General features: G+C 71.4%; 22 protein-coding genes. 7 read left to right on the top strand and 15 right to left on the bottom strand.

The annotated features are described in order from the left end of the window. Positions 1-62 precede the first annotated feature (62 nt). The gene (locus KVT45_RS01525) at positions 63-698 is read left to right on the top strand and encodes a TIGR03085 family metal-binding protein (RefSeq protein WP_217544496.1); all 636 of its coding nucleotides are present in this window, start codon (positions 63-65) and stop codon (positions 696-698) included. Between the two features lie 10 nt (positions 699-708). After that, a complete protein-coding gene (locus tag KVT45_RS01530) occupies positions 709-1,107 on the top strand; it encodes a VOC family protein (protein WP_217544498.1) in 399 nt (132 codons plus the stop codon). A 6-nt stretch (positions 1,108-1,113) separates the two neighbouring features. Here the strand turns inward: KVT45_RS01530 and KVT45_RS01535 are convergent, their stop codons facing one another. The 10 genes from KVT45_RS01535 to hisD form a co-directional block, all read right to left on the bottom strand. Next, on the bottom strand, positions 1,114-2,364 hold the full coding sequence (locus KVT45_RS01535) for an MFS transporter (protein ID WP_308310613.1): 1,251 nt from the start codon (positions 2,362-2,364) through the stop codon (positions 1,114-1,116). Positions 2,365-2,379: 15 nt separating this feature from the next. After that, a complete protein-coding gene (locus KVT45_RS01540) occupies positions 2,380-2,970 on the bottom strand; it encodes a transcriptional regulator (protein ID WP_217544500.1) in 591 nt (196 codons plus the stop codon). Positions 2,971-3,097: 127 nt separating this feature from the next. Continuing rightward, complete coding sequence (gene hisF / locus KVT45_RS01545; RefSeq protein WP_217544502.1) at positions 3,098-3,853, bottom strand: imidazole glycerol phosphate synthase subunit HisF; 756 nt, start codon at positions 3,851-3,853, stop codon at positions 3,098-3,100. After that, positions 3,850-4,254: a RidA family protein gene (locus tag KVT45_RS01550; RefSeq protein ID WP_217544504.1), complete on the bottom strand. Its 405-nt coding sequence runs from the start codon at positions 4,252-4,254 to the stop codon at positions 3,850-3,852. Before KVT45_RS01550 ends, hisF begins: the two co-directional genes overlap by 4 nt. Continuing rightward, entirely contained in the window at positions 4,251-4,976 is a 726-nt protein-coding gene (priA, locus tag KVT45_RS01555; protein ID WP_217544506.1) for a bifunctional 1-(5-phosphoribosyl)-5-((5-phosphoribosylamino)methylideneamino)imidazole-4-carboxamide isomerase/phosphoribosylanthranilate isomerase PriA, read from the bottom strand. Before priA ends, KVT45_RS01550 begins: the two co-directional genes overlap by 4 nt. After that, positions 4,973-5,626 carry an imidazole glycerol phosphate synthase subunit HisH gene (gene hisH, locus KVT45_RS01560; protein WP_217544508.1) on the bottom strand — a complete coding sequence of 218 codons (654 nt, stop codon included), beginning with the start codon at positions 5,624-5,626 and terminating at the stop codon, positions 4,973-4,975. The genes priA and hisH overlap by 4 nt, the downstream gene beginning before the upstream one ends. Then, positions 5,623-5,787: a hypothetical protein gene (locus KVT45_RS01565; RefSeq protein WP_167449919.1), complete on the bottom strand. Its 165-nt coding sequence runs from the start codon at positions 5,785-5,787 to the stop codon at positions 5,623-5,625. Before KVT45_RS01565 ends, hisH begins: the two co-directional genes overlap by 4 nt. A 4-nt stretch (positions 5,788-5,791) precedes the next feature. Then, positions 5,792-6,385, bottom strand: coding sequence for an imidazoleglycerol-phosphate dehydratase HisB (hisB, locus tag KVT45_RS01570; RefSeq protein ID WP_089101053.1), 594 nt, complete (start codon positions 6,383-6,385; stop codon positions 5,792-5,794). After that, complete coding sequence (locus KVT45_RS01575; RefSeq protein WP_217544510.1) at positions 6,382-7,491, bottom strand: histidinol-phosphate transaminase; 1,110 nt, start codon at positions 7,489-7,491, stop codon at positions 6,382-6,384. The genes hisB and KVT45_RS01575 overlap by 4 nt, the downstream gene beginning before the upstream one ends. Continuing rightward, positions 7,488-8,813: a histidinol dehydrogenase gene (gene hisD / locus KVT45_RS01580; protein ID WP_217544512.1), complete on the bottom strand. Its 1,326-nt coding sequence runs from the start codon at positions 8,811-8,813 to the stop codon at positions 7,488-7,490. Before hisD ends, KVT45_RS01575 begins: the two co-directional genes overlap by 4 nt. 200 nt (positions 8,814-9,013) lie before the next feature. Between hisD and KVT45_RS01585 the strand changes: the two genes are divergently transcribed. The 4 genes from KVT45_RS01585 (at position 9,014) to ybaK (ending at position 13,125) form a co-directional block, all read left to right on the top strand. Further along, positions 9,014-10,591: an oxidoreductase gene (locus KVT45_RS01585; protein ID WP_217544514.1), complete on the top strand. Its 1,578-nt coding sequence runs from the start codon at positions 9,014-9,016 to the stop codon at positions 10,589-10,591. Between the two features lie 190 nt (positions 10,592-10,781). Beyond that, entirely contained in the window at positions 10,782-11,846 is a 1,065-nt protein-coding gene (locus KVT45_RS01590) for a hypothetical protein (protein WP_217544516.1), read from the top strand. 11 nt (positions 11,847-11,857) lie between these two features. Next, on the top strand, positions 11,858-12,598 hold the full coding sequence (locus tag KVT45_RS01595; protein ID WP_217544518.1) for an LON peptidase substrate-binding domain-containing protein: 741 nt from the start codon (positions 11,858-11,860) through the stop codon (positions 12,596-12,598). Positions 12,599-12,615: 17 nt separating this feature from the next. Next, positions 12,616-13,125, top strand: a complete 510-nt coding sequence (gene ybaK, locus KVT45_RS01600; protein ID WP_217544520.1) for a Cys-tRNA(Pro) deacylase — start codon at positions 12,616-12,618, stop codon at positions 13,123-13,125. Between the two features lie 723 nt (positions 13,126-13,848). On the opposite strand, the gene KVT45_RS01605 is transcribed toward ybaK, so the two are convergent. The 4 genes from KVT45_RS01605 to KVT45_RS01620 all read right to left on the bottom strand — a co-directional run bounded on the left by KVT45_RS01605 (position 13,849) and on the right by KVT45_RS01620 (position 17,904). Next, positions 13,849-14,523 carry an AAA family ATPase gene (locus KVT45_RS01605; protein ID WP_217544522.1) on the bottom strand — a complete coding sequence of 225 codons (675 nt, stop codon included), beginning with the start codon at positions 14,521-14,523 and terminating at the stop codon, positions 13,849-13,851. 34 nt (positions 14,524-14,557) lie between these two features. Then, positions 14,558-15,385, bottom strand: a complete 828-nt coding sequence (locus KVT45_RS01610; protein ID WP_217544524.1) for an ABC transporter permease — start codon at positions 15,383-15,385, stop codon at positions 14,558-14,560. 88 nt (positions 15,386-15,473) lie between these two features. Beyond that, positions 15,474-16,448 (bottom strand): ABC transporter ATP-binding protein, encoded by a 975-nt coding sequence (locus KVT45_RS01615; RefSeq protein ID WP_217544526.1) that lies wholly within the window; start codon positions 16,446-16,448, stop codon positions 15,474-15,476. Positions 16,449-16,674: 226 nt separating this feature from the next. Further along, the gene (locus KVT45_RS01620; protein ID WP_217544528.1) at positions 16,675-17,904 is read right to left on the bottom strand and encodes an NYN domain-containing protein; all 1,230 of its coding nucleotides are present in this window, start codon (positions 17,902-17,904) and stop codon (positions 16,675-16,677) included. Between the two features lie 220 nt (positions 17,905-18,124). On the opposite strand from KVT45_RS01620, the gene KVT45_RS01625 reads away from it, so the two are divergent. Further along, on the top strand, positions 18,125-18,301 hold the full coding sequence (locus tag KVT45_RS01625; protein ID WP_167449920.1) for a hypothetical protein: 177 nt from the start codon (positions 18,125-18,127) through the stop codon (positions 18,299-18,301). 112 nt (positions 18,302-18,413) lie between these two features. Here the strand turns inward: KVT45_RS01625 and dnaE are convergent, their stop codons facing one another. Then, complete coding sequence (gene dnaE / locus KVT45_RS01630) at positions 18,414-21,953, bottom strand: DNA polymerase III subunit alpha (protein WP_217544530.1); 3,540 nt, start codon at positions 21,951-21,953, stop codon at positions 18,414-18,416. Between the last annotated feature and the right edge of the window lie 114 nt (positions 21,954-22,067).

The following is a 22,067-nucleotide window of genomic DNA, read 5'->3' on the forward strand; positions in this document are numbered from 1 at the left end:
GCACCGACAGTCACGGTCCGTGTCCACTGTCCGGACGGTGGGTGTGGCCTTAGGCTGGCGGTATGTCGACCTTCGCCAAGCGTGAACGGCTTCTGCTCGCCGACCTCTTGGAGACCGCCGGTCCCGAGGCACCGACCCTCTGCGAGGGCTGGCTGACCCGTGATCTGGCCGCGCACGTGGTGGTGCGGGAACGCCGGCCGGACGCGGCCGGGGGCACGATGATCAAGCAGCTGGCGCCACGCCTCGAGAAGGTGACGGCCGAGTTCGCGGCGAAGCCGTACGAGGAGCTGATCCAGCTGATCCGCACCGGTCCGCCGCGGTTCTCGCCGTTCCAGCTCAAGCAGGTGGACGAGGCGGCCAACACGGTCGAGTTCTACGTGCACACCGAGGACGTCCGGCGGGCCCAGCCGGACTGGTCGGCGCGGGAGCTGGACCCGGTCTTCCAGGACGCCCTGTGGTCCCGCCTGGAGCGCACCGCCCGGCTGCTCGGCCGGGGCGTGCCGACGGGCCTGGTGCTGCGCCGCCCGGACGGCCAGACGGCGGTCGCCCATCGCGGTGCCCCGGTGGTGACGGTGACCGGCGAGCCCTCCGAACTGCTGATGTTCGCGTTCGGCCGGCAGAGCACGGCGAAGGTCGAGGTGGCCGGCGACGAGAACGCGATCGCCAAGCTGCAGGAGTCCAGGACGCTGGGCCTCTGAGGAGCCCGCGGTGATCAGGGTCGCGATGACCAGCGTCTACGTGGACGACGTGCCGAAGGCGCACGCCTTCTACACGGGCGTCCTCGGCTTCGAGACCCGCACCCGGCTGGACCTGGGCGGCGGCACCCTGTTCATCACGGTCGGCGCCCCGCAGGGCGCCCAGCCCGACCTCCAGCTCCTGCTGGAGCCCGGCCAGGGCCCCATCGCGGACCCGTACCGCAGGGCCGTGTACGAGGCGGGCCTGCCGGCCATCGTCTTCTCCGTGGACGACATCCGTTCGGAGTACGACCGCCTGCGCGCCCTGGGCGTCCGCTTCCCGCACGAGCCGCAGGACCAGGGCCCGGTGGTCGCCGCCGTCCTGGACGACACGGTCGGCAACCTGATCCAGCTGACCCAGCCGAAGGGCTGACCGCCCTCAGCGGGGCAGCTCGGCCCGGCGCAGCGCGGGCACGGCCAGGGCGACGACTCCGCCGAGTCCGCAGACGACGGCGCTGACCACGTAGACCGGGCCGAGCCCGAAGGCGCCGATCGCGGCGGCCGTGAAGGGCATGCTGAGCGGGGTGAGGCCCAGGCTGATCAGGCCGGAGACGGCGGTGACCCGGCCCAGGCAGGCGGGGTCGGCCTGGGTCTGCACCAGCGCCCCGCACATGGCGCCGCTGAGCCCGGCGAGCAGGCCGATCAGCAGGGCGACGCCGATCGCGCCGACGAGGCCCGGTACGAAGGCGAGGGCGCCGATCGCGACGGACCCGGCGAGGATCGAGACGCCCGCGACCAGACCCGCGCGCGGCAGCCGCCCGCGCACGGTCAGCAGCAGTGAGGCGGCCCCGGCGCCGACGCCGAACCCCGCGAGCACCCAGCCCACACCGGCCGCACCCCAGCCGCGCCGGTCGGCGAGCAGGGTCAGGCCGACGTTGAGGGGGCTGACGAAGCCCAGGTCGCCGAGGGCGATGGCCAGCATCAGCGGAGCCAGGACGCGGTGGCGGCGGACGTGGGCGAGGCCGGCCCGCAGGTCCTGCCAGGGGGTGGGGGCGGCCGCGCGGTCGTCGGCCGGGAGTTCCCGCACCCGCAGGGACATCAGCAGGGGTACCGACACGGCGATGAGCAGTCCGGCGAGGCCGAAGGCGGCCGCCGCGCCGCCGACCGCCACGCCGAGGCCGCCCAGCGGGGCGCCGAGGATGCTCGCGACGCGGATGGCGAGACCGCGCATGCCCTGCACGCGCGCGAGTTGGTCACGGCTCGTCACGCGCGCGGGAAGGGCGCCCACGGCGGGCATGAACACGGCGTCCACGATGCCGAAGACCAGGGCCAGTGCGGCGAGGGGCCACAGGCCGGGGCTGGTCAGGAAGAGCAGCGCGGCCACGGCGAGGACGGCCGCGCAGCGCACCGCGTCGCTGCCGATGACGACCCGGCGCGGCCCGAGCCGGTCGGCGACCACTCCGCCGAACAGCATCAGCACGGCCCTGGGCAGTGCGCTCACGGACATGACGGCGCCGGCCTGCGCGGGCGAGCCGCCCTGTACGGCGGCCCAGGAGAGGGCGATGTAGTAGACGCTGTCGCCGACCATGGAGGAGGTGTAGGCGCCGAGCCAGCGCAGGACGTTGGGGTCGCGGTGGGCGGGGCGCGGCGCGGCGGTGACGGCGGCGGTGGCCGTGAGGGAGGCGGTCACGGAGGCGAGCCCTTCTCAGAGGCGGAACGGGAAGCCGTACACGTACAGCGCCACGTGCTCGCGCCCTTCGGTGTCGCCGTTCGCCTCGGCGGACCGGCCTTTCGCGTCGTACTTCCTGGCCAGCGCGACCAGTTCCTCGCGGAGTTCGTCCAGTTCGGCCGCGGTCAGGCGGAGCAGGGACTCGCTGTCGGGCGCGGCGGCGTTCCACTCGGCGCTCCAGGTGGCGCGCTCATCGAGGTAGCGGCGGTACATGTCGGCCCGCTGCTCGTGGAAGAGCCGGGTGGCGGCGAGGTGGGCGGCGGCCTTCTCGGGTGCGTCACGGAAGTCCCGGTCCCGGATGCTGATGCCGTCCGACGCGGGCTGCCACCAGCGCTCCCGACCGTCCGCGCTCTGCGGGTCGGCCTCCTCGATCAGGCCGTGCTCGGCGAGCTTGCGCAGGTGGTAGCTGACCAGTGAGACGGCCTCGTCGACCTGCTCGGCGAGGTGCGAGGCCGTCGCCTTGCCGACCACGCACAGGCCTCGGTAGAGCTTCATGCGCAGCGGGTGGGCAAGCGCCTTGAGGGTGCCCACATCGGTGATCCGGCGGTCCCGCTCCTTGTCCGTCATACCGCCGACGATAGATGCAAAAGAAATATTGCACAATATATTTTGCGCAACTTCTCTTTCGCATCTAGGGAAAGGGAGGCCCCGGCCCCCTGTCTCCAGGGCACCGGGGCCGAAGCTCAGCGCAGCGTCACCGCACCGGGTGTCCTGCCTCGCGCAGGGTCTGCTTCACCTCGCCGATCCTCAGGTCGCCGAAGTGGAAGACGGAGGCCGCGAGGACCGCGTCGGCGCCCGCGCTGACGGCCGGGGGGAAGTGGGCGAGAGCGCCGGCGCCGCCGGAGGCGATGACCGGGACCGTGACGTGCTTGCGGACGGCGGTGATCATCTCCAGGTCGTAGCCGTCCTTGGTGCCGTCCGCGTCCATCGAGTTGAGCAGGATCTCGCCCGCGCCCAGCTCGGCGGCCCGGTGTGCCCACTCGACCGCGTCGATGCCGGTGCCGCGGCGGCCGCCGTGGGTGGTGACCTCGAAGGAACCCGACTCGGTGCGGCGGGCGTCGACCGACAGGACCAGGACCTGGCGGCCGAAGCGTTCCGCGATCTCGCGGATCAGGTCCGGGCGGGCGATCGCCGCCGTGTTGACGCCCACCTTGTCGGCGCCGGCGCGGAGCAGCTTGTCGACGTCGTCGGCGGTGCGGACGCCGCCGCCGACCGTCAGGGGGATGAAGACCTGCTCGGCGGTGCGGCGCACCACGTCGTAGGTGGTCTCCCGGTTGCCGGAGGACGCGGTGATGTCCAGGAAGGTCAGCTCGTCGGCGCCCTCCGCGTCGTACACCTTGGCCATCTCGACCGGGTCGCCCGCGTCGCGCAGGTTCTGGAAGTTGACACCCTTGACGACCCGGCCGTTGTCCACGTCCAGGCAGGGGATGACTCGGACCGCCAGGGTCATGAATCCACGGCTCCTCTGTATGCCTCTAGCTCTGCCTCGACCAGGATGCGCGGGTCGACGAAGCCGGTCACCACAACGAACGTGGTCACCGGGCGCACCTGGTCGAAGACCTCCTTGTGGGCGCGTCCCACCGCGTCCATGTCGCGCGCGTGCGTGAGGAACAGGCGGGTGCGGATCACCGACTCGGGTCCCAGCCCGAACTCGGCGAGCGCCTCCAGGGCGGTGGCGAAGGCCACCCTGGCCTGCTCGTACGGGTCGCCCTCCCCGTACAGCACGGAGCCCTTGAAGGACGTCGTACCGCCCACCAGCACGCGGTCGCCCGCCGCGACGGCGCGGGCGAAACCGAAGGCCTCCTCCCAGGGACTTCCGCTCTGCACGCGCCGTACGGCATCGGACGTCATGGTGACACTGCCTCCAGTGCTTCTTCCAAGGTGAACGCCTTGGCGTACAGCGCCTTTCCGACGATGGCGCCCTCGACACCGAGGGGTACCAGGCCGGCCAGCGCGCGGAGGTCGTCCAGCGACGACACGCCGCCGGAGGCCACGACCGGCCGGTCCGTCGCGCCGCACACGTTCTTCAGGAGCTCCAGGTTCGGGCCCTGGAGGGTGCCGTCCTTGGCGATGTCGGTGACGACGTAGCGGGCGCAGCCCTCCTGGTCGAGGCGGGCGAGCGTCTCGTAGAGGTCGCCGCCGTCGCGGGTCCAGCCGCGGCCCCGCAGGGTCGTACCGCGCACGTCCAGGCCGACCGCGATCTGGTCGCCGTGCTCGGCGATGACCTTGGCGACCCATTCCGGGGTCTCCAGGGCGGCCGTGCCCAGGTTCACCCGGGTGCAGCCGGTGGCGAGGGCCGCGGCGAGGGTGGCGTCGTCGCGGATGCCGCCGGAGAGCTCGACCTTGATGTCCATCGCCCGGGTGACCTCGGCGACCAGCGCACGGTTGTCGCCGGTGCCGAACGCCGCGTCCAGGTCGACCAGGTGCAGCCACTCGGCGCCCGACCGCTGCCAGGCGAGGGCGGCCTCCAGAGGGGAGCCGTAGGAGGTCTCGGTCCCGGACTCGCCGTGCACGAGGCGGACGGCCTGGCCGTCGCGGACGTCGACGGCGGGGAGGAGTTCGAGCTTGCTCACAGTGTTCCGATCCAGTTGGTGAGGAGCTGGGCGCCGGCGTCGCCGGACTTCTCGGGGTGGAACTGGGTGGCCCACAGGGCGCCGTTCTCCACGGCGGCCACGAACGGCTTGCCGTGCGTCGACCAGGTCACCAGCGGGGCCCGCAGCGCCGCGTTGTGCGTCTCCAGCGACCAGTCGTGGACGGCGTAGGAGTGCACGAAGTAGAAGCGCGCGTCGGCGTCCAGGCCGGCGAACAGCTCGGAGCCGGCCGGTGCGTCCACGGTGTTCCAGCCCATGTGCGGGACGATCTCGGCCTGGAGCGGCTCGACCGAGCCGGGCCACTCGTCGAGGCCGTCGGTCTCCACGCCGTGCTCGATGCCGCGCGCGAACAGGATCTGCATGCCGACGCAGATGCCCATCACGGGCCGTCCGCCGGACAGCCGGCGGTCGATGATCCAGTCCCCGCGCGCCCCGCGCAGGCCCTCCATGCAGGCGGCGAAGGCGCCCACGCCGGGCACCAGCAGGCCGTCCGCGTTCATGGCCCTGTCGAAGTCACGGGTGATCTCGACGTCGGCCCCGGCACGGGCGAGGGCGCGCTCGGCCGACCGGACGTTGCCGAAGCCGTAGTCGAAGACGACGACCTTCTTGGAAGCCGCGGAAGCTGCGCTCAATTCCACACCTCCAGCCTCATGACACCCGCCACCAGGCACATCGCGGCGCCGATCGAGAGCAGCACGATCAGGCTGGTGGGCATCTTCTGCTTGACGAAGGAGACGATGCCGCCGACCAGGAAGAGGCCGACGACGATCAGCAGGGAGGACAGACTGTTCATGGCTTTACAGCGCGCCCTTCGTCGACGGGAGGATGCCGGCCGCGCGCGGGTCGCGCTCGGAGGCGTAGCGCAGCGCCCTCGCGAGCGCCTTGAACTGGCACTCCACGATGTGGTGCGCGTTGCGCCCGTACGGCACGTGCACGTGCAGGGCGATCTGCGCCTGGGCGACGAAGGACTCCAGGATGTGCCGGGTCATCGTGGTGTCGTACTCGCCGATCATCGGCGCCATCTTCTCCGGCTCCGTGTGCACGAGGTACGGGCGGCCGGACAGGTCGACCGTGACCTGGGCGAGGGACTCGTCCAGCGGGACCGTGCAGTTGCCGAAGCGGTAGATGCCCACCTTGTCGCCGAGGGCCTGCTTGAAGGCGGCGCCGAGGGCGAGGGCGGTGTCCTCGATGGTGTGGTGCGAGTCGATGTGCAGGTCGCCGTCGGTCTTCACGGTGAGGTCGAACAGACCGTGCCGGCCGAGCTGGTCGAGCATGTGGTCGTAGAAGCCGACGCCGGTCTTGACGTCGGTCTTGCCGGTGCCGTCGAGGTCGATCTCGACGAGGACCGAGGTCTCCTTGGTGGTGCGCTCCACGCGCCCTACGCGGGTCATGCGTCCAGCTCCTTCTTGACTTCACGTACCGCGTCGAGGAACGCGTCGTTCTCTTCGGGGGTTCCGGCGGACACCCGCAGGAACCCGGGCACGCCGTTGTCCCGGACGAGGACTCCCCGGTCGAGGATCTTCTGCCACACCGCGTGCGGGTCCGCGAACCGCCCGAACTGCACGAAGTTGGCGTCCGACTCGGTGACTTCGAGGCCCGCCGCCCGCAGCTCGGCGACCAGCCGGTCCCGCTCGGCCTTCAGCTGCTCGACGTACTTCAGCAGCGTGTCGGTGTGCTCCAGGGCTGCCAGCGCGGTCGCCTGGGTGATCGCCGACAGGTGGTACGGCAGCCGTACGAGCTGGACGGCGTCCACCACCGCGGGGTGCGCGGCGAGGTAGCCCAGGCGCAGGCCGGCCGCGCCGAAGGCCTTCGACATGGTCCGGGAGACGACGAGATTCGGCCGACCTTCGAGCAGGGGCAGCAGCGAGGCGCCGTGGCTGAACTCGATGTAGGCCTCGTCGACCACCACCATCGAGGGCTTGGCGGCCTGGGCGGCCTCGTAGAGCGCGAGGACCGTCTCGGCCGGCACCGCGTTGCCGGTGGGGTTGTTGGGGGTGGTGATGAAGACGACGTCCGGCCGGTGCTCGGCGATGGCGCGCGAGGCGGCCTCGACGTCGAGCGTGAAGTCCTCGTTCCGGGGACCGGAGATCCAGCCGGTGCCGGTGCCGCGCGAGATGAGCGAGTGCATCGAGTACGACGGCTCGAAGCCGATCGCCGTGCGGCCGGGGCCGCCGAAGGTCTGCAGCAGCTGCTGGATGACCTCGTTGGAGCCGTTGGCCGCCCACACGTTCTCGACGGAGAGCGGGTGGTTGCCGGTCTTCGTCAGGTACTTGGCCAGTTCCGTGCGGAGCTGGACCGCGTCCCGGTCGGGGTAGCGGTTCAGGTCGCGGGCGGCCTCGCGCACCCGCTCCGTGATCCGCTCGACCAGCGGTTCGGGCAGCGGGTACGGGTTCTCGTTGGTGTTCAGCCGTACCGGGACGTCCAGTTGGGGCGCGCCGTAGGGGGACTTGCCACGCAGCTCGTCCCGTACGGGGAGATCGTCGATTCCGAGGTTCACTTGCTCGCCGGTACCTTCCACCCGAACCTTGCCTTGATCGCCGCGCCGTGCGCGGGCAGGTCCTCCGCCTCCGCCAGCGTGACCACGTGGTGCGCGACCTCGGCCAGCGCGTCCTTCGTGTAGTCGACGACGTGGATGCCGCGCAGGAAGGACTGGACGGACAGCCCGGAGGAGTGGCAGGCGCAGCCGCCGGTGGGCAGCACGTGGTTGGATCCGGCGGCGTAGTCGCCGAGGGAGACCGGCGCCCAGGGGCCGATGAAGATCGCGCCCGCGTTCCTGACCCGGTCGGCCACGGCGGCGGCGTCGGCGGTCTGGATCTCCAGGTGCTCGGCGCCGTACGCGTCGACGACCCTCAGGCCCTCCTCGACGCCGTCGACCAGGACGATCGCGGACTGCCGGCCCGCGAGCGCCGGGACGATCCGGTCGTCGACGTGCTTGGTGGCCGCGACCTGCGGCGCCAGCTCCTTCTCGACCGCGTCCGCCAGCTCGGCCGAGTGGGTGACCAGGACGGCGGCGGCCAGCGGGTCGTGCTCGGCCTGGCTGATCAGGTCGGCGGCGACGTGCACGGGGTCGGCGGTGGAGTCGGCGAGGACGGCGATCTCGGTGGGTCCCGCCTCGGCGTCGATGCCGATCCTGCCGGTGAAGTAGCGCTTCGCGGCGGCCACCCAGATGTTGCCCGGGCCGGTGACCATGTTGGCGGGCGGGCAGGACTCGGTGCCGTAGGCGAACATCGCGACGGCGGTGGCGCCGCCGGCCGCGTACACCTCGTCGACGCTGAGCAGGGCGCAGGCGGCGAGGATGGTCGGGTGCGGCAGGCCCCCGAACTCGGCCTGCGGCGGGGAGGCGAGGGCGATGGACTCGACGCCGGCCTCCTGCGCGGGCACCACGTTCATGACCACGGACGAGGGGTAGACGGACCGGCCGCCGGGTGCGTAGAGCCCGACCCGCTCGACCGGCACCCACTTCTCGGTCACCGACCCGCCGGGCACGACCTGGGTCGTGTGGTTCGTACGGCGCTGCTCGCGGTGGACGAGGCGGGCGCGCCGGATGGACTCCTCCAGGGCCGCGCGCACGGCCGGGTCGAGTTCCGCCAGGGCCTTGTCGAGCGCCTCGGCGGGCACCCGCACCTGGTCCAGCCGCACCCCGTCGAACTTCTCCGCGAAGTCGATCAGCGCCGCGTCGCCCCGATGATGCACGGCCTCGCAGATCGGACGCACCTTCTCCAGGGCGGCCGAGACGTCGAAGTCGGCTCGGGGCAGCAGGTCGCGCAGGGCGGGGCCCTCGGGGAGGGCGTCGCCGCGCAGATCGATTCGGGAGATCACGGAATCAATTCTCTCAGACGGCACTCACGGCCCGTCCGCGCGTATCAATGGCTGATACAGAACGCGGGGCAACGGCCGGTACATAGCCTGGCCGGAACCCGGAAGATCACCTTCACTTCCTGTGTTCGAGGCGTGACGGACCGGGCATCACCGCTTGGCGAACACATGACTGACGAGTAGCAGAGGAAGAAGGAAATGCCGTGACCGAGGGGGACGACGTCCGGGACGGGGACCTGCCGGACGATCTGACCGCCGCCGAGGCCGGTATGTGGCAGGCGTTCCGCAACGGCAGTGCGTACGACCTGAGCAGCGGCGACATGCATGTGGACGATCCGCACGGCGGCCACCCGTGGGGGCCCGAGCGGACCGTGCGGGCCCGGATCGTCTGCTGGCTGCTGCTCGACGGGCCGCCGGCGCTGGCGGGCCGGGTGGCCTCGCTGAAGCTGGTCGGCGTGCGGATCACCGGCCCCCTGGACCTGGCGGGCGGCACGGTCACACCGTACGTGGAGCTGCGCGGCTGCCGGTTCGACGACGAGATCCTGCTGCCGGAGGCGCATTTCACGACCGTGCGGCTGATCGACTGTGCGGCGCCGCGCCTCGAGGCCGCCCGGGTGCACACGGAGGGTGACCTGCACCTGCCGCGCTGCCGTTTCCTCGGCGGGGTCCGGCTGACCGACGCGCACATCGGCACCGACCTGCTGCTGAACCAGGCGGTGGTGTACCGGGACCGCAGCGGGCGGTCGATCGCGGCGGACGGCATGACCGTCGGCCAGGACCTGCAGGCGGAGCTCCTGGAGTCGCACGGGGAGCTGAGCCTGCGCAGCGCCAAGGTGGGCGTCTCGCTGAGCCTGCGCGGGGCGCGGCTGCGCAACCCCGACGGGCGGTTCGCGCTGAACGCGCCCCAGCTGACCGTCGGCCGGACCCTGTACCTGACCCCGGCCGGGGTGGGCGGCCCCTGGCAGAGCGGGACGACCCCGGCGCGCGGCACGCGGATCCAGCGGTTCGAGTGCCAGGGCGGGATCCGGCTGGACGACGGGCGGTTCGGGGACGCGGTGGACCTGGAGCGGGCGAGGTTCACCTTCACGGACGTCCAGGAGCTGTCGCTGCGCCGGGTGCAGGCGCCGGAGCTGCGGTTCCTCGGGGAGGAGCCGCAGCGCGGAGCGGTGCTGCTGTCGGGCGCCCGGACCACCAACCTGGTCGACCGGGCGACCAGCTGGCCGGGCCCGGGGCGGCTGCACATGGGCGGGTTCGTCTACGAGAACCTGGTGCCGCAGGGCCCGTTCCCGCTGACCCGGCGGCTGGACTGGGTGGCGGCGGCGACCGCCGAGTACAACCCGGAGCCCTACGAGCGGCTCGCGACCGTGCTGCGGGCCGCCGGCGAGGACGAGGACGCGCGCGAGGTACTGCTCGCCAAGCAGCGGCGGCGGCGCGAGACGCTGCCGCCGGCCGCCAAGCTCTGGGGGTACGCGCAGGACCTGACCGTGGCCTACGGCTACCGGCCGGGCCGGGCGGCGGTGTGGATGGCGGTGCTGTGGGCGGCGGGCACGCTCGCGTTCACGCACGCCCCGCATCCGCCGATGACCTCCGGCGGCCACCCGGCCTGGGATCCGGCGCTGTTCGTCCTGGACCTGCTGCTGCCGGTGATCGACCTGGGCCAGGTCGGCCAGTGGCGGCTCACCGGCGGCTGGCAGTGGGCGGCGGCGGTGATGATCCTGCTGGGCTGGATCCTGGCGACGACGGTGGCGGCGGGGGCGACGAGGCTGCTGAGGCGGGGGTGACGACCGGTGCCACGGAGGCCATGGAGGCCACGGAGGCTCCCGAGCGACCTGAGCCGTTGCCTGCCGCCGCCTCTGACAGGTACCGAACAGATGAGCAACAGTCACCTTTTACCCGCCCTTGACCGGTGGCCGTACAACTTTCGTGGAGTTGGCCATACCGTCTGGCGCTGCGCCGACCTGCGGACTTTCAATGGTCGACACCATGGCTTCGCTGCGCGCGCTCTTCCGTTCCGCACGGAGGGCAACGACCGCTTCGCCTCTCGGCGCCGGACCGCTCCCGGCCGACGACGAGGTGTTCCTCGACGCGCCCGACGAACGGCTCGCGCCCGCGCTGGTCGCGGCCGGCCGGGGCGAGTACGAACCCGCCGCGAAGCTGCTGGCCGGCACCAGGGACGCGGCCGAGTGGGAGGAACGGGACCGGTACGTGCGCCGGCTCGCCCTCTTCGCGCGCTCCCGCGCCGAGTGGCTCGAACAGTGGGCCGCGGCCGCCGCCCACGACCCGGACCTGCTTCCGGTCCAGGCCCAGCTCGCGGTCGACCACGCCTGGGACTCCCCCGCCCGCGCGGAACTCCTGCGCCCGCTCAGCCCGCTGATCACGGCGGCCGCGCGCGGCGACGACCGGGACCCGGTGCCGTGGCGGATCGCGCTCGACCACGCCCGCGGGACGAACGCCGGCCACAAGTACTTCGAGGAGCTGTGGGAGGCGGCGGTCCGCCGCGCCCCGCACCACTCCGGCTGCCATGTGGCGGCGCTGCGCTATCTGGCCACGTACTGGCACGGCTCGCACCACGAGTGCTTCGACTTCGCCGACCTGGCCGCGCAGGACGCCCCGCCGGACTCGCTGGTCCAGGCCCTGCCGGCCCGCGCCGCCTTCACCTACCTCACGGACAGCTGCGGCCCCGAGGTGCCGCGCGCCCGCCTGGACGCGGCGGCCGACCGGGCGATCGCCCTCTCCGCGCGGTTCCCGGCGGCCGATCTCTGGCCGGCCGAGGTCCGCAACCAGCTGATGTACCTGCTGGTCCGCCTGGAACGCCGGGAGGCGGCCCGCACCCAGCTGCACCTGATCGGCCCGTACGTCACGTCCTTCCCCTGGGACCGCCTCTCCGACGACCCGCTGGGCCATTTTCTACGCCTGCGCACCCATCTGCTGGCCGGTACGGAACCACCGCCCGAGGCCGAACTGATCGCCTCGCCGAGGGCCGCGGGGCGCCCACGGACCGAGCACGGCGGACATGCCACCGCCGATGACCACTAGGCTGTGGCGCCGTGACCACCGTCCGTCTCCCTCTCTTCCCACTGAACTCGGTGCTGTTCCCGGGGCTGGTGCTGCCGCTGAACGTCTTCGAGGAGCGCTATCGCGCCATGATGCGCGATCTGCTGAAGACGCCCGAGGAGGAACCACGCCGGTTCGCCGTCGTGGCGATCCGCGACGGCCACGAAGTGGCACCGAGCGCGCCGGGCATGCCGGACCCGACGGCCCAGCCCGAGAAGGGCTCGGCGGCCGGCTTCGGACCCGACCCGCTCAAGTCCCTCCATCGGGTGGGCTGTGTGGCGGACGCGGCGACGATCCGGGAGCGGGCGAACGGCACCTTCGAGGTGCTGGCCACGGGTACGAACCGGGTGCGGCTGCTCTCCGTCGACACGTCGGGCCCGTTCCTGACGGCGGAGCTGGAGGAGCTGTCCGAGGAGCAGGGCGACGAGGCGGGCGCACTGGCCGAGGGGGTCCTGCGGGCCTTCCGCCAGTACCAGAAGCGCCTGGCGGGCGCACGTGAGCGCTCACTGTCGTCCGGCGTGGACCTCCCCGACGAACCGTCCGTGGTCTCCTACCTGGTCGCGGCCGCGATAATGCACGACATCCCCACCAAGCAGCGCCTGCTCCAGGCCCCCGACACCGCCTCCCGCCTCCGCGACGAGCTGAAGCTCCTTCGCACCGAGACGGCGATCATCCGTAACCTGCCGTCACTGCCCGCGGCGGAGCTGACGCGGGCGCCGACGAGTCTGAACTGAGCCGGGGTTTTCCTGACATGCCGAAGAAGCCGAAGAAGCAGCAGCAGTCCGGGGGCGGCGGCACCCCGGCCACGGTGGCCCTGACCACGGCGGGGGTGGACTTCACGGTCCACTCCTACGACCACGACCCCGCCCACCCGTCCTACGGCGAGGAGGCGGCGGAGGCGATGGGCGTGTCCCCCGACCGTGTCTTCAAGACCCTGGTCGCGGACGTGGACGGCGCGCTCACGGTGGCGGTGGTCCCGGTGGCCGGCAGCCTGGACCTCAAAGCCCTGGCGACTGCGGTCGGCGGCAAACGCGCGGCGATGGCAGACCCGGCCCTCGCCGAGCGCACCACGGGCTACGTCCGCGGCGGCATCTCCCCGCTCGGCCAGCGCAGGAAACTCCCCACGGTCCTGGACGCGTCGGCCTCGGCCCACACCACCATCTGCGTGTCGGCAGGCCGCCGTGGCCTGGAGGTGGAGCTCACCCCGACCGCCCTCGCCACCCTCACGAACGCGACCCTGGCCCCCATCGGACGTGCGTGACCTCTCGACGAAGTCTCCGTGCTCGGTTAAGTACGGAAGACATGTCGAAGAGGACACGGAAAAGGAAGTGGCGCCTGAAGAAGGCCCGCTCGAACCACGGTCGCCGTCCGGCATAGGAACACGCGGGGCGCGGGCAACACAAAAGCCTGACCGCACAGTTCCCCGCGCCCCTGACGGTGTCTGCCCGCAACACGCCAGCTGCCAGCCCGACCACGGACCACCGCGGGCACCAGGAGGCAGGCCGACTGCGGGCCGTCGCGGGCACCAGATGACAGGCCGACTGCGGGCCGTCATGAGCGCCAGGCGGCAGGTCGGCTGCGGGCCGTCATGAGCGCCAGGTGACAGGCCGACTGCGGGCCGTCGTGGGCGCCAGGTGACAGGTCGGCTGCGGGCCGTCGTGGGCCGGTCGCGCAGTTCCCCGCGCCCCTGACTCTTCTGCAGCCGCCCTCACTTCCCAGCCACCGAACGCAGCCCGCACCCGACCACCCAGCCCATGCACCGTTTGAGGCCGAGAACCGGTCCGCACCCCCACCCACCAGCCCGTCCGGCGTCTGAGGACGAAAGCCGGTCCGCACCCCCGCCCTCTCAGCCCGTCCGGCGTTTGAGGACGAGGCCGTTCAGGCCGAAGCGGGGGTGCGGGGGCGGCAGCCCCCGGAACGGGCGGTCGAAGGGGGCCCACCCCCTGGAGGACGGGACGGGTAGGGGCGGCGGGGGCGAGAAAACCTACGCCGGCGGAGCGGCGTACGGTCCGTCCTCGTACGGCGGCTCCGGATCCCGCGGACCGAACAGCGCCGTCAACCCCAGATGCACCACCAACGCCGACAACGACCACGCCAGCAACGCCCCCCTCGCCCCGAGCTTCAGCGGCGCCGAGAACGTCACCCCCTTGCCCACAGCCTTCGCATGGGCGATCACATCCTGCTCCGGCCCCAGCCACACCCCCAGCCGCCAGGCCAGCACAGACGCGAGCAGCCCCCCGACCCCCAGCCCCACCACCAGCGGCACACCCCCACGCCGCCGCCACAGAAACACCACGACCGCGCTCACGACCCCGAGGGCCAGCGCCAGCAACGTGAACGTTCCGTCCACCCCCGCCGCCTGCTCCCCCTCGCTGTCCTTGAGGTAGACCGCCCAGCTCTTGCCGGACTGGTCCCCCACCAGCGGTACATGCGGCGCCAGCCACAGCCACAGCAGCCCGAGCAGCACACCGCTCACCGCGACCGCGACGGCGATCACGGCGCCCTCCCGCAGTTCGGTCTTCATCCCGGGACCGTCCTGTCCGTACGCTGCGTACTGTCCGTACTCCCCCGCGGCCTCCCCGGCAGGCGGCGGCGCCTGCCAGGCCTGGTGCGAGGGCTGGTCGTGCGGCGGCGGAGGCGGCGTCAGCGGTGCGGTCACGATGCCATCGTGCCAGGTCGGCCTGTGGGGCGCGTCACCGGACGGCAGCCCGGCGGTACGCCCAGGTGGCGACGGCCAGCGAGACGACCCCCACCCCGGCGCACACCCCCAGGTCAGCGAGGACGACGGCCCAGTCGGGCTGCGACCCGAAGGTCCGGGCGAAGGCCTCGACGCCGTACGTCGAAGGCAGCAGGTCGCGCGCGAACTGGATGATCCCCGGCATCCGGTCCGGCGGCAGCACCCCGAGCAGCAGCGCCGCGGACATGCCCAACTGCCCGAGCAGTGTGGCGATTTCGGGACGGGGCGCAAGCAGTCCACAGGCCGCGCCGAGCCCCGCCAGGGCGGCCCCGGCGAGCGGGATCACGGCGACGAGGATCCACAGGTTCCCCAGCGGCAGCCCGAACAGCACGCATCCGAAGACGGCGGTCACCAGCGTCCCCGGCACGGTGAAGGAGGCGTACGCCGCGGCCGCCCCGAGCACCACCGAGGCCGGCGGCACGGGCAGCGTGGCGTAGTGGTCGAGCCCGCCGCTCGCCCGCAGCTGTCCGAAGTACTGCGCGAGCAGGTTCAGCGCGACGTAGGCCACCACGACCACCGCCGAGCCCGCCACCACGGACTGGGCCTCGCCCCGCGAGTCCACCACCCCGCGCATCATGATCATGATGCCGACGGACTGGAAGGTCGCGACGAACAGCAGCGGGATCCGCGCCACCCGGGCCCGGGACAGCTGCGCACGGTAGACGGCCGCCAGCGACGGCCACAGCCGCGCACGCGGGCCCAGCTCGGCCGCCGGAGCGCCCGGCGCCGTCTCCTCCACGGCCAGGGCACCGCCCGGCAGAACCTCCGCGGGTACGACACTCACGTCGCGCTGCTCCCTTTCCGTGCGGCACCTGCGGCCCGTACCGCTGCCGCGTCTTTCCGTACGCGCCTGGCCGCCGTCCTGTTCACCCTCACGCCTTCACCAGCCCCTGCCGTGCGGCGCCGCCCAGCGCCAGGTATACGTCCTCCAGGCTGGGCGTGGCGAGGGTGAAGTCGTCGAGGGCGGCGAAGGCGGCCCCGCCGGTCACCGTGGCGACGACGGCACGCGCCTCCTCGGGCGCGAGCCGCAGCGTCCAGCGCCGGCCGGACTCGACGGCACCCTCCCGAAGGACGGCCACCTCGGGCACCTCCAGCGGCGCCCGCTCGCGCCACACCAGCTCGACCCGGACCTCGCCGGCGACGCGTTCCTTGAGCCCGGCGGGGGTGTCGCAGGCGATGACCCGTCCCTGGTCGAGGACGGCGACCCGGTCGAGGACCGTCTCGGCCTCGATGACGTTGTGGGTGACCAGCACCACGGTGGCCCCCTGCTCGGCCCGCCGCCGGTCCACGGCGGCCCACACGGCCCGCCTGGCCACCGGGTCCATCCCGGTCGTCGGCTCGTCGAGCACGAGCAACGGCCGCTCCCCGACCAGCGCGGCGGCGAAACAGGCCAGCCGCCGCTGTCCTCCGGAGAGCTTCTTGAGCGCCCGCCCGGCGATCGGCGTCAGGCCCAGTTCCTCCAGTACGGCGTCGCGCTCGCTCCGCGCCTGCCGCACGTCCAGTCCGCGCAGCCGCCCGGTGGTCTCGGCCGCGAGGGACACGGTCAGCTCGTCGAGGGCGCTGGACTCCTGCCCGAGGTAGGCGAGGATCCGCGCGGCCCGCTCCGGGTGCCGCACGATGTCGTGCCCGAGGATCTCGACGCTGCCCGCGTCCGGCCGCAGCAGCCCGGTGAGCTGCCGTACGAGCGTCGACTTACCGGCCCCGTTCGGCCCGAGCAGCCCGAAGATCTCCCCACGCCGGACATCGAGCTCCACCCCGTCGGTGGCCCGCACCTCGGGCACGGCGGGGGCGCCACGCCGCCCTCTGACCGCGGCGTAGGTCTTGGTCAGCCCACGCACGGCACACACGACGTCACCCTGCTGCCGAAGTGCCCGACCCACGCCCGTACTCACAAGGGACGAGACTACGGGGTCGCCCCCGTTTACTCGCCTTTGGGGCGCCCAGCTTCCTGACTCCGTAAGAGCAGCGCCCCTGAAAGGGGCGCGGGGCCGTGTCAATTTGCGGCTGCCGCCGCGTGGGCGCGAGCAACCCCCACCGGCCCGCACCCGAAGTCACCTCCCGCAGTCCCCCAGGTCACTCCGCCGACGCATGCTCCCCGGCCCCCGCCGGCACATCGAACTCTCTCCAGAACCCCGCCCGAATGGCGTACCGGTCGTGCTCGTCGATCTGGTCGTCCTTGTGCGCCAGCAGCCCGAACCGCGCCGCGTACCGCAGCAGCTCCCCGTCGATCCGGTGCGGAATCCGCGGATACATCCCCGACAGCTTGTGCAGATGGTTCTGGTCCCCGAGCCGCGACATCCACCGCTTGGCGAACACCTGTCCGACCTCATACGGATCCCCGCCGACGGTCGTGATGTCCTCCTCCCGGTCGGCCCACCGCTGCTCCGCAGTGGTCAGCTGCGCCAGCGTCGGCATGGAGGACGCCTCCGCCGACTCCGCCGCACCCCCCTGCCGGTCCACCCACCCCTTGTCGGAGGACCACCGCAGGGTGGCCGTCGCCGGATGCTGGACCGGCTGCGCGCCGGGCGCGCCCGGCGCGCGCAGCGCGGCGAGATCCTTGGGCGTCGGCACCCCCTTCGGCGTCGGCATCCGCTCCGGCGCCCCGTTCTCCGCCCCGCTCGCCGCAGGCGCCCGGTCGGCGTCCTCGGGCACCGCCTCCGCCGCTGCCGCCAGCGAGGACTCGGGCAGCGGCGCCGAGAGAATCGCGGCGATCTCCGGCCGCGGCACCGGCGGCGGCGCACAGACCGCGGTCAGCTCCTTGGCCCGTACCGCCTGGGTGATCCACGCCCGGTCCAGGACCCGCCGCTCGTCGGCCTCGGCGACCAGGTCCTCGGACTGGTTGTAGTCCCCGTCGGCGGCCTGCACGGCCCACAGGTGTACGGCGACCCCGTGCTCCTTGGCGGCCATCATGCCCGGCAGCAGGTCCCCGTCGCCGGTCACAAGGACGACGTCGGAGCAGGCGCGGTTCCTGGCCAGCTCGGTCAGCTCGGCGTGCATGGCCGCGTCCACGCCCTTCTGCGCCCAGCGTCCGTCGCTGCGGGTCAGCGCGCCGAGCCGGACGGTCACCCGGGGCATCACGCGCAGCCGACGGTGTTCCGGCTGGGGAACACGGTCGGGGGCGCCGTCGAACCAGTAGATGCGCAGCAGTGGACGCTCGGTGTCGGACTCCGCGCGGTCGCGCAGCGCCTGGATCAGCGCGGCGTGGTCGACGGTGATCCGGGATCGGGAGGGCTCACCGGCGAGGAGACTGGCGGCGGCACCCAGCAGATACCCGGCGTCCACCAGGACGATGCAGCGGTCCACGCGACTCACCCTCTTTCCGGGAGGTTTGCTTTCGGGGCTTCCTTCGAGTCTGCCCGACCACGCGGGGGTTAACGGCCCGAACTCGATCTTCGGCGTGGCGTTTCGGGACCTCGCTCTCCGACAAGCCCTGTCACACACGGTAATTATCCGAAATGCGTCTGTTGTCAGCCTATGTGAATCTGAATTCGGCCCCTAGATCCCCCACAGGAGGCAGATCACCATGGCCAAGAACAAGAACCGCAAGGGTGGCTCTCAGAACCGCACCTCGCAGACCGAGCAGACCCACGAGCACCCGCAGCGTACGTCGACGGAGTCCCAGGACTCACCGGTGTCGCACATCCAGGGCAGCCCTGCGGACGTCGCGAAGAAGAAGCAGAAGAGCTTCGGCCACAACTGAGCGGACTGACCAGGTCCCACCGGGCTGTTGAAGCCCAGGCACGCAGGAGGGGCGCACCCGTTGCGGGTGCGCCCCTTCCGCGCGCGTACGACCGTCCGTACGGGGTGAGGACCTAGCCGGCCAGGCAGGACGGGCCGAGCAGCACCTTCAGGTCGCCGAAGAGCGCCGGATCCGGCTTCACCCGGTGCCGGTCGAGGCGCAGCACGGTGGTCTTGGTCGGGCCCTGGAGCTTGATCCGGACCTCGCTGTCGCCCTTGTGGTGGCTGAGGATCTCGCCGAGGCGGCTGACCATCGGCGGGGTGACCCGGGTGGCCGGGATGGTGAGGATCACGGGCGCGTTGGTGCCGGCGTTGGAGAGATCCGGGACCGCCAGCTCCATCCCCACCAGCCGGGGCACGTCCTCGCGCTTGTCGAGGCGGCCCTTGACGAACACCACCGCGTCCTCGATCAGTTGGGTCGAGATGAGCTGGTAGCTCGCCGGGAAGAACATGCACTCGATGGAACCCGCGAGGTCCTCGACGGTGGCGATCGCCCAGGCGTTGCCCTGCTTGGTCATCTTGCGCTGCAGGCCCGAGATGATGCCGCCGATGGTGACCACGGCCCCGTCGGCGTGCTCGCCGCCGGTGAGCTGGGCGATGCCCGCGTCGGCCTTGTCGGAGAGCACGTGCTCCAGGCCGAAGAGCGGGTGGTCGGAGACGTACAGACCGAGCATCTCCCGCTCCTGGGCGAGCAGATAGGTCTTGTCCCACTCCTCGGTGGTGAACTCGACGTCCAGTCCGAAGCCGGGCTCGTTGCTCTCCTCCTCGCCCATCCCGCCGAAGAGGTCGAACTGGCCCTCGGCCTCCTTGCGCTTGACCGCGACGACGTTGTCGATCATCGAGTCGAAGTGCGCGGTGAGGCCCTTGCGGGTGTGTCCCAGGGCATCGAAGGCGCCCGCCTTGATCAGCGACTCCGTGGTCCGCTTGTTGCAGGCGACCGCCTCGACCTTGTCGAGGTAGTCGGGGAAGGAGCCGTACTTGCCCTTGGCCTTGCGGCTCCTGATGATCGACTCCACCACGTTCGTGCCGACGTTGCGTACGGCTTCGAGGCCGAAGAGGATCACGTCGTCGCCCTGGGCGGCGAAGTTGTGCACCGACTCGTTGACGTTCGGCGGGAGCACCTTGATGCCCATGCGCCGGCACTCGTTGAGGTAGACGGCCGACTTGTCCTTGTCGTCCTTGACCGAGGTGAGCAGACCGGCCATGTACTCGGCGGGGTAGTTCGCCTTGAGGTAGGCGGTCCAGTAGGAGACCAGCCCGTACGCGGCGGAGTGCGCCTTGTTGAACGCGTAGCCGGCGAACGGGACCAGCACGTCCCACAGGGCCTGGATCGCCTCGTCGCTGTAGCCGTTCTTCTTGGCGCCGGCCTGGAAGATCGTGAAGTTCTTGGCCAGTTCGTCGGGCTTCTTCTTGCCCATCACGCGGCGCAGGATGTCGGCCTCGCCGAGCGAGTAGCCGGCGATGATCTGGGCGGCCTTCTGCACCTGCTCCTGGTAGACGATCAGGCCGTAGGTGACGGCCAGGACCTCCTCCAGGGGCTCCTCCAGCTCCTTGTGGATCGGGGTGATCTCCTGGAGCTTGTTCTTGCGCAGGGCGTAGTTCGTGTGCGAGTCCATGCCCATCGGGCCCGGACGGTACAGGGCCGATACGGCGGAGATGTCTTCGAAGTTGTCGGGCTTCATCAGGCGCAGCAGGGAGCGCATGGGGCCGCCGTCGAACTGGAAGACGCCGAGGGTGTCGCCGCGCTGGAGCAGTTCGAAGGTCTTCGGATCGTCGAGCGGCAGGGCCAGCAGGTCGAGGTCGATGCCCTTGTTGGACTTCACCATCTTGACGGCGTCGTCCATGATCGTCAGGTTGCGCAGGCCGAGGAAGTCCATCTTCAGCAGGCCGAGCGACTCGCACTGCGGGTAGTCCCACTGCGTGATGGTCACGCCGTCCGTGTGCCGCACCCAGATCGGGGCGTGGTCGACGATGGGCTCGCTGGACATGATCACGCCGGCGGCGTGCACACCCATCTGCCGCACCAGGCCCTCGACGCCCTTCGCGGTGTCGATGACCTTCTTGACGTCCGGCTCGTTCTCGTACATCCCGCGGATCTCGCCCGCCTCGTTGTAGCGCGGGTGCGAGGGGTTGGTGATGCCGTCGAGGTCGATGCCCTTGCCGAGGACGTCGGCGGGCATCGCCTTGGTGAGGCGGTCGCCCATCGCGTACGGGTAGCCCAGCACGCGCGCGGAGTCCTTGATCGCGTTCTTGGCCTTGATCTTGCCGTAGGTGCCGATCATGGCGACCTTGTCGGCGCCGTACTTCTCGGTCACGTACCTGATCACCTCGACGCGCCGACGCTCGTCGAAGTCGATGTCGACATCGGGCATGGAGACGCGCTCGGGGTTGAGGAACCGCTCGAAGATCAGGCCGTGCGGGATCGGGTCCAGGTCGGTGATGCCCATGGCGTAGGCGACGATCGAACCGGCCGCGGAACCTCGGCCGGGACCGACCGCGATGCCGTTCTTCTTGGCCCACATGATGAAGTCGGCGACCACGAGGAAGTAGCCCGGGAACCCCATCTGGATGATGACGTCCATCTCGTACTCGACCTGCTTCTGCCGGTCGTCCGGGACCCCGCCGGGGAAGCGGCGGTCCATGCCCCGGCGGACCTCCTCCTTGAACCAGGTGACCTCGGTGAAGCCCTCCGGGATGTCGAACTTCGGCATGAGGTTCTTGGCCTCGAACATGCCGGTGGTGTCGACCATCTCTGCGACCAGGAGGGTGTTGGCGCAGCCCTCCTGCCAGGCGTCCGAGGAGTCGACGGCGTACATCTCGTCCGTGGACTTCAGGTAGTAGCCGGTGCCGTCGAACTTGAAGCGGTCCGGGTCGGAGAGGTTCTTGCCGGTCTGGATGCACAGCAGGGCGTCGTGGGCGGTCGCCTCGTGCGCGTACGTGTAGTGCGAGTCGTTCGTCACCAGCGGCGGGATGCCGAGCTTCTTGCCGATCTCAAGGAGGCCGTCGCGGACCCGGTGCTCGATCTCGATGCCGTGGTCCATCAGCTCCAGGAAGTAGCGGTCCTTGCCGAAGATGTCCTGGTAGTCGGCGGCGGCCTTCAGCGCCTCGTCGTACTGGCCGAGGCGCAGCCGGGTCTGGAGCTCGCCGGAGGGGCAGCCGGTGGAGGCCACGATCCCCTCGGACCACTGGGCGATCGTCTCCTTGTCCATCCGGGGCCACTTCTGCAGCCAGCCCTCGGCGTACGCGTCCGAGGAGAGCCGGAAGAGGTTGTGCAGGCCCGTGCTGTTCACGGCCCACATCGTCTTGTGGGTGTAACCGCCGGAACCGGAGACGTCGTCCCGCTTCTGGTGCGGCTGGCCCCACTGGATCTTGCGCTTGTTGCGCCGGGACTCGGGGGCGACGTACGCCTCGATCCCGATGATCGGGGTGACCCCGGCCTTCTTCGCCGTGTGGAAGAAGTCGTACGCCCCGTGGAGGTTGCCGTGGTCGGACATGGCGATGTGCGTCATGCCCATCTCGTTGCAGGCGTTGAACATGTCCTTGAGCCGCGCGGCACCGTCCAGCAGCGAGTACTGGGTGTGGACGTGCAGGTGCGTGAAGGGCGGCTTTGACACGGTTTCGGCCTCCAAAGGAAACTGGCGTCGACGATCTCCCGACCGACTGCGGACAGTCTGGTGGGACAGCGGAATCCTATGCCTCGGCACTGACACCCGACGGGCTCCCCCGCG

The organism is Streptomyces sp. GbtcB6, from assembly GCF_019091475.1.
In the GTDB taxonomy this organism is placed as follows: domain Bacteria; phylum Actinomycetota; class Actinomycetes; order Streptomycetales; family Streptomycetaceae; genus Streptomyces; species Streptomyces hyaluromycini.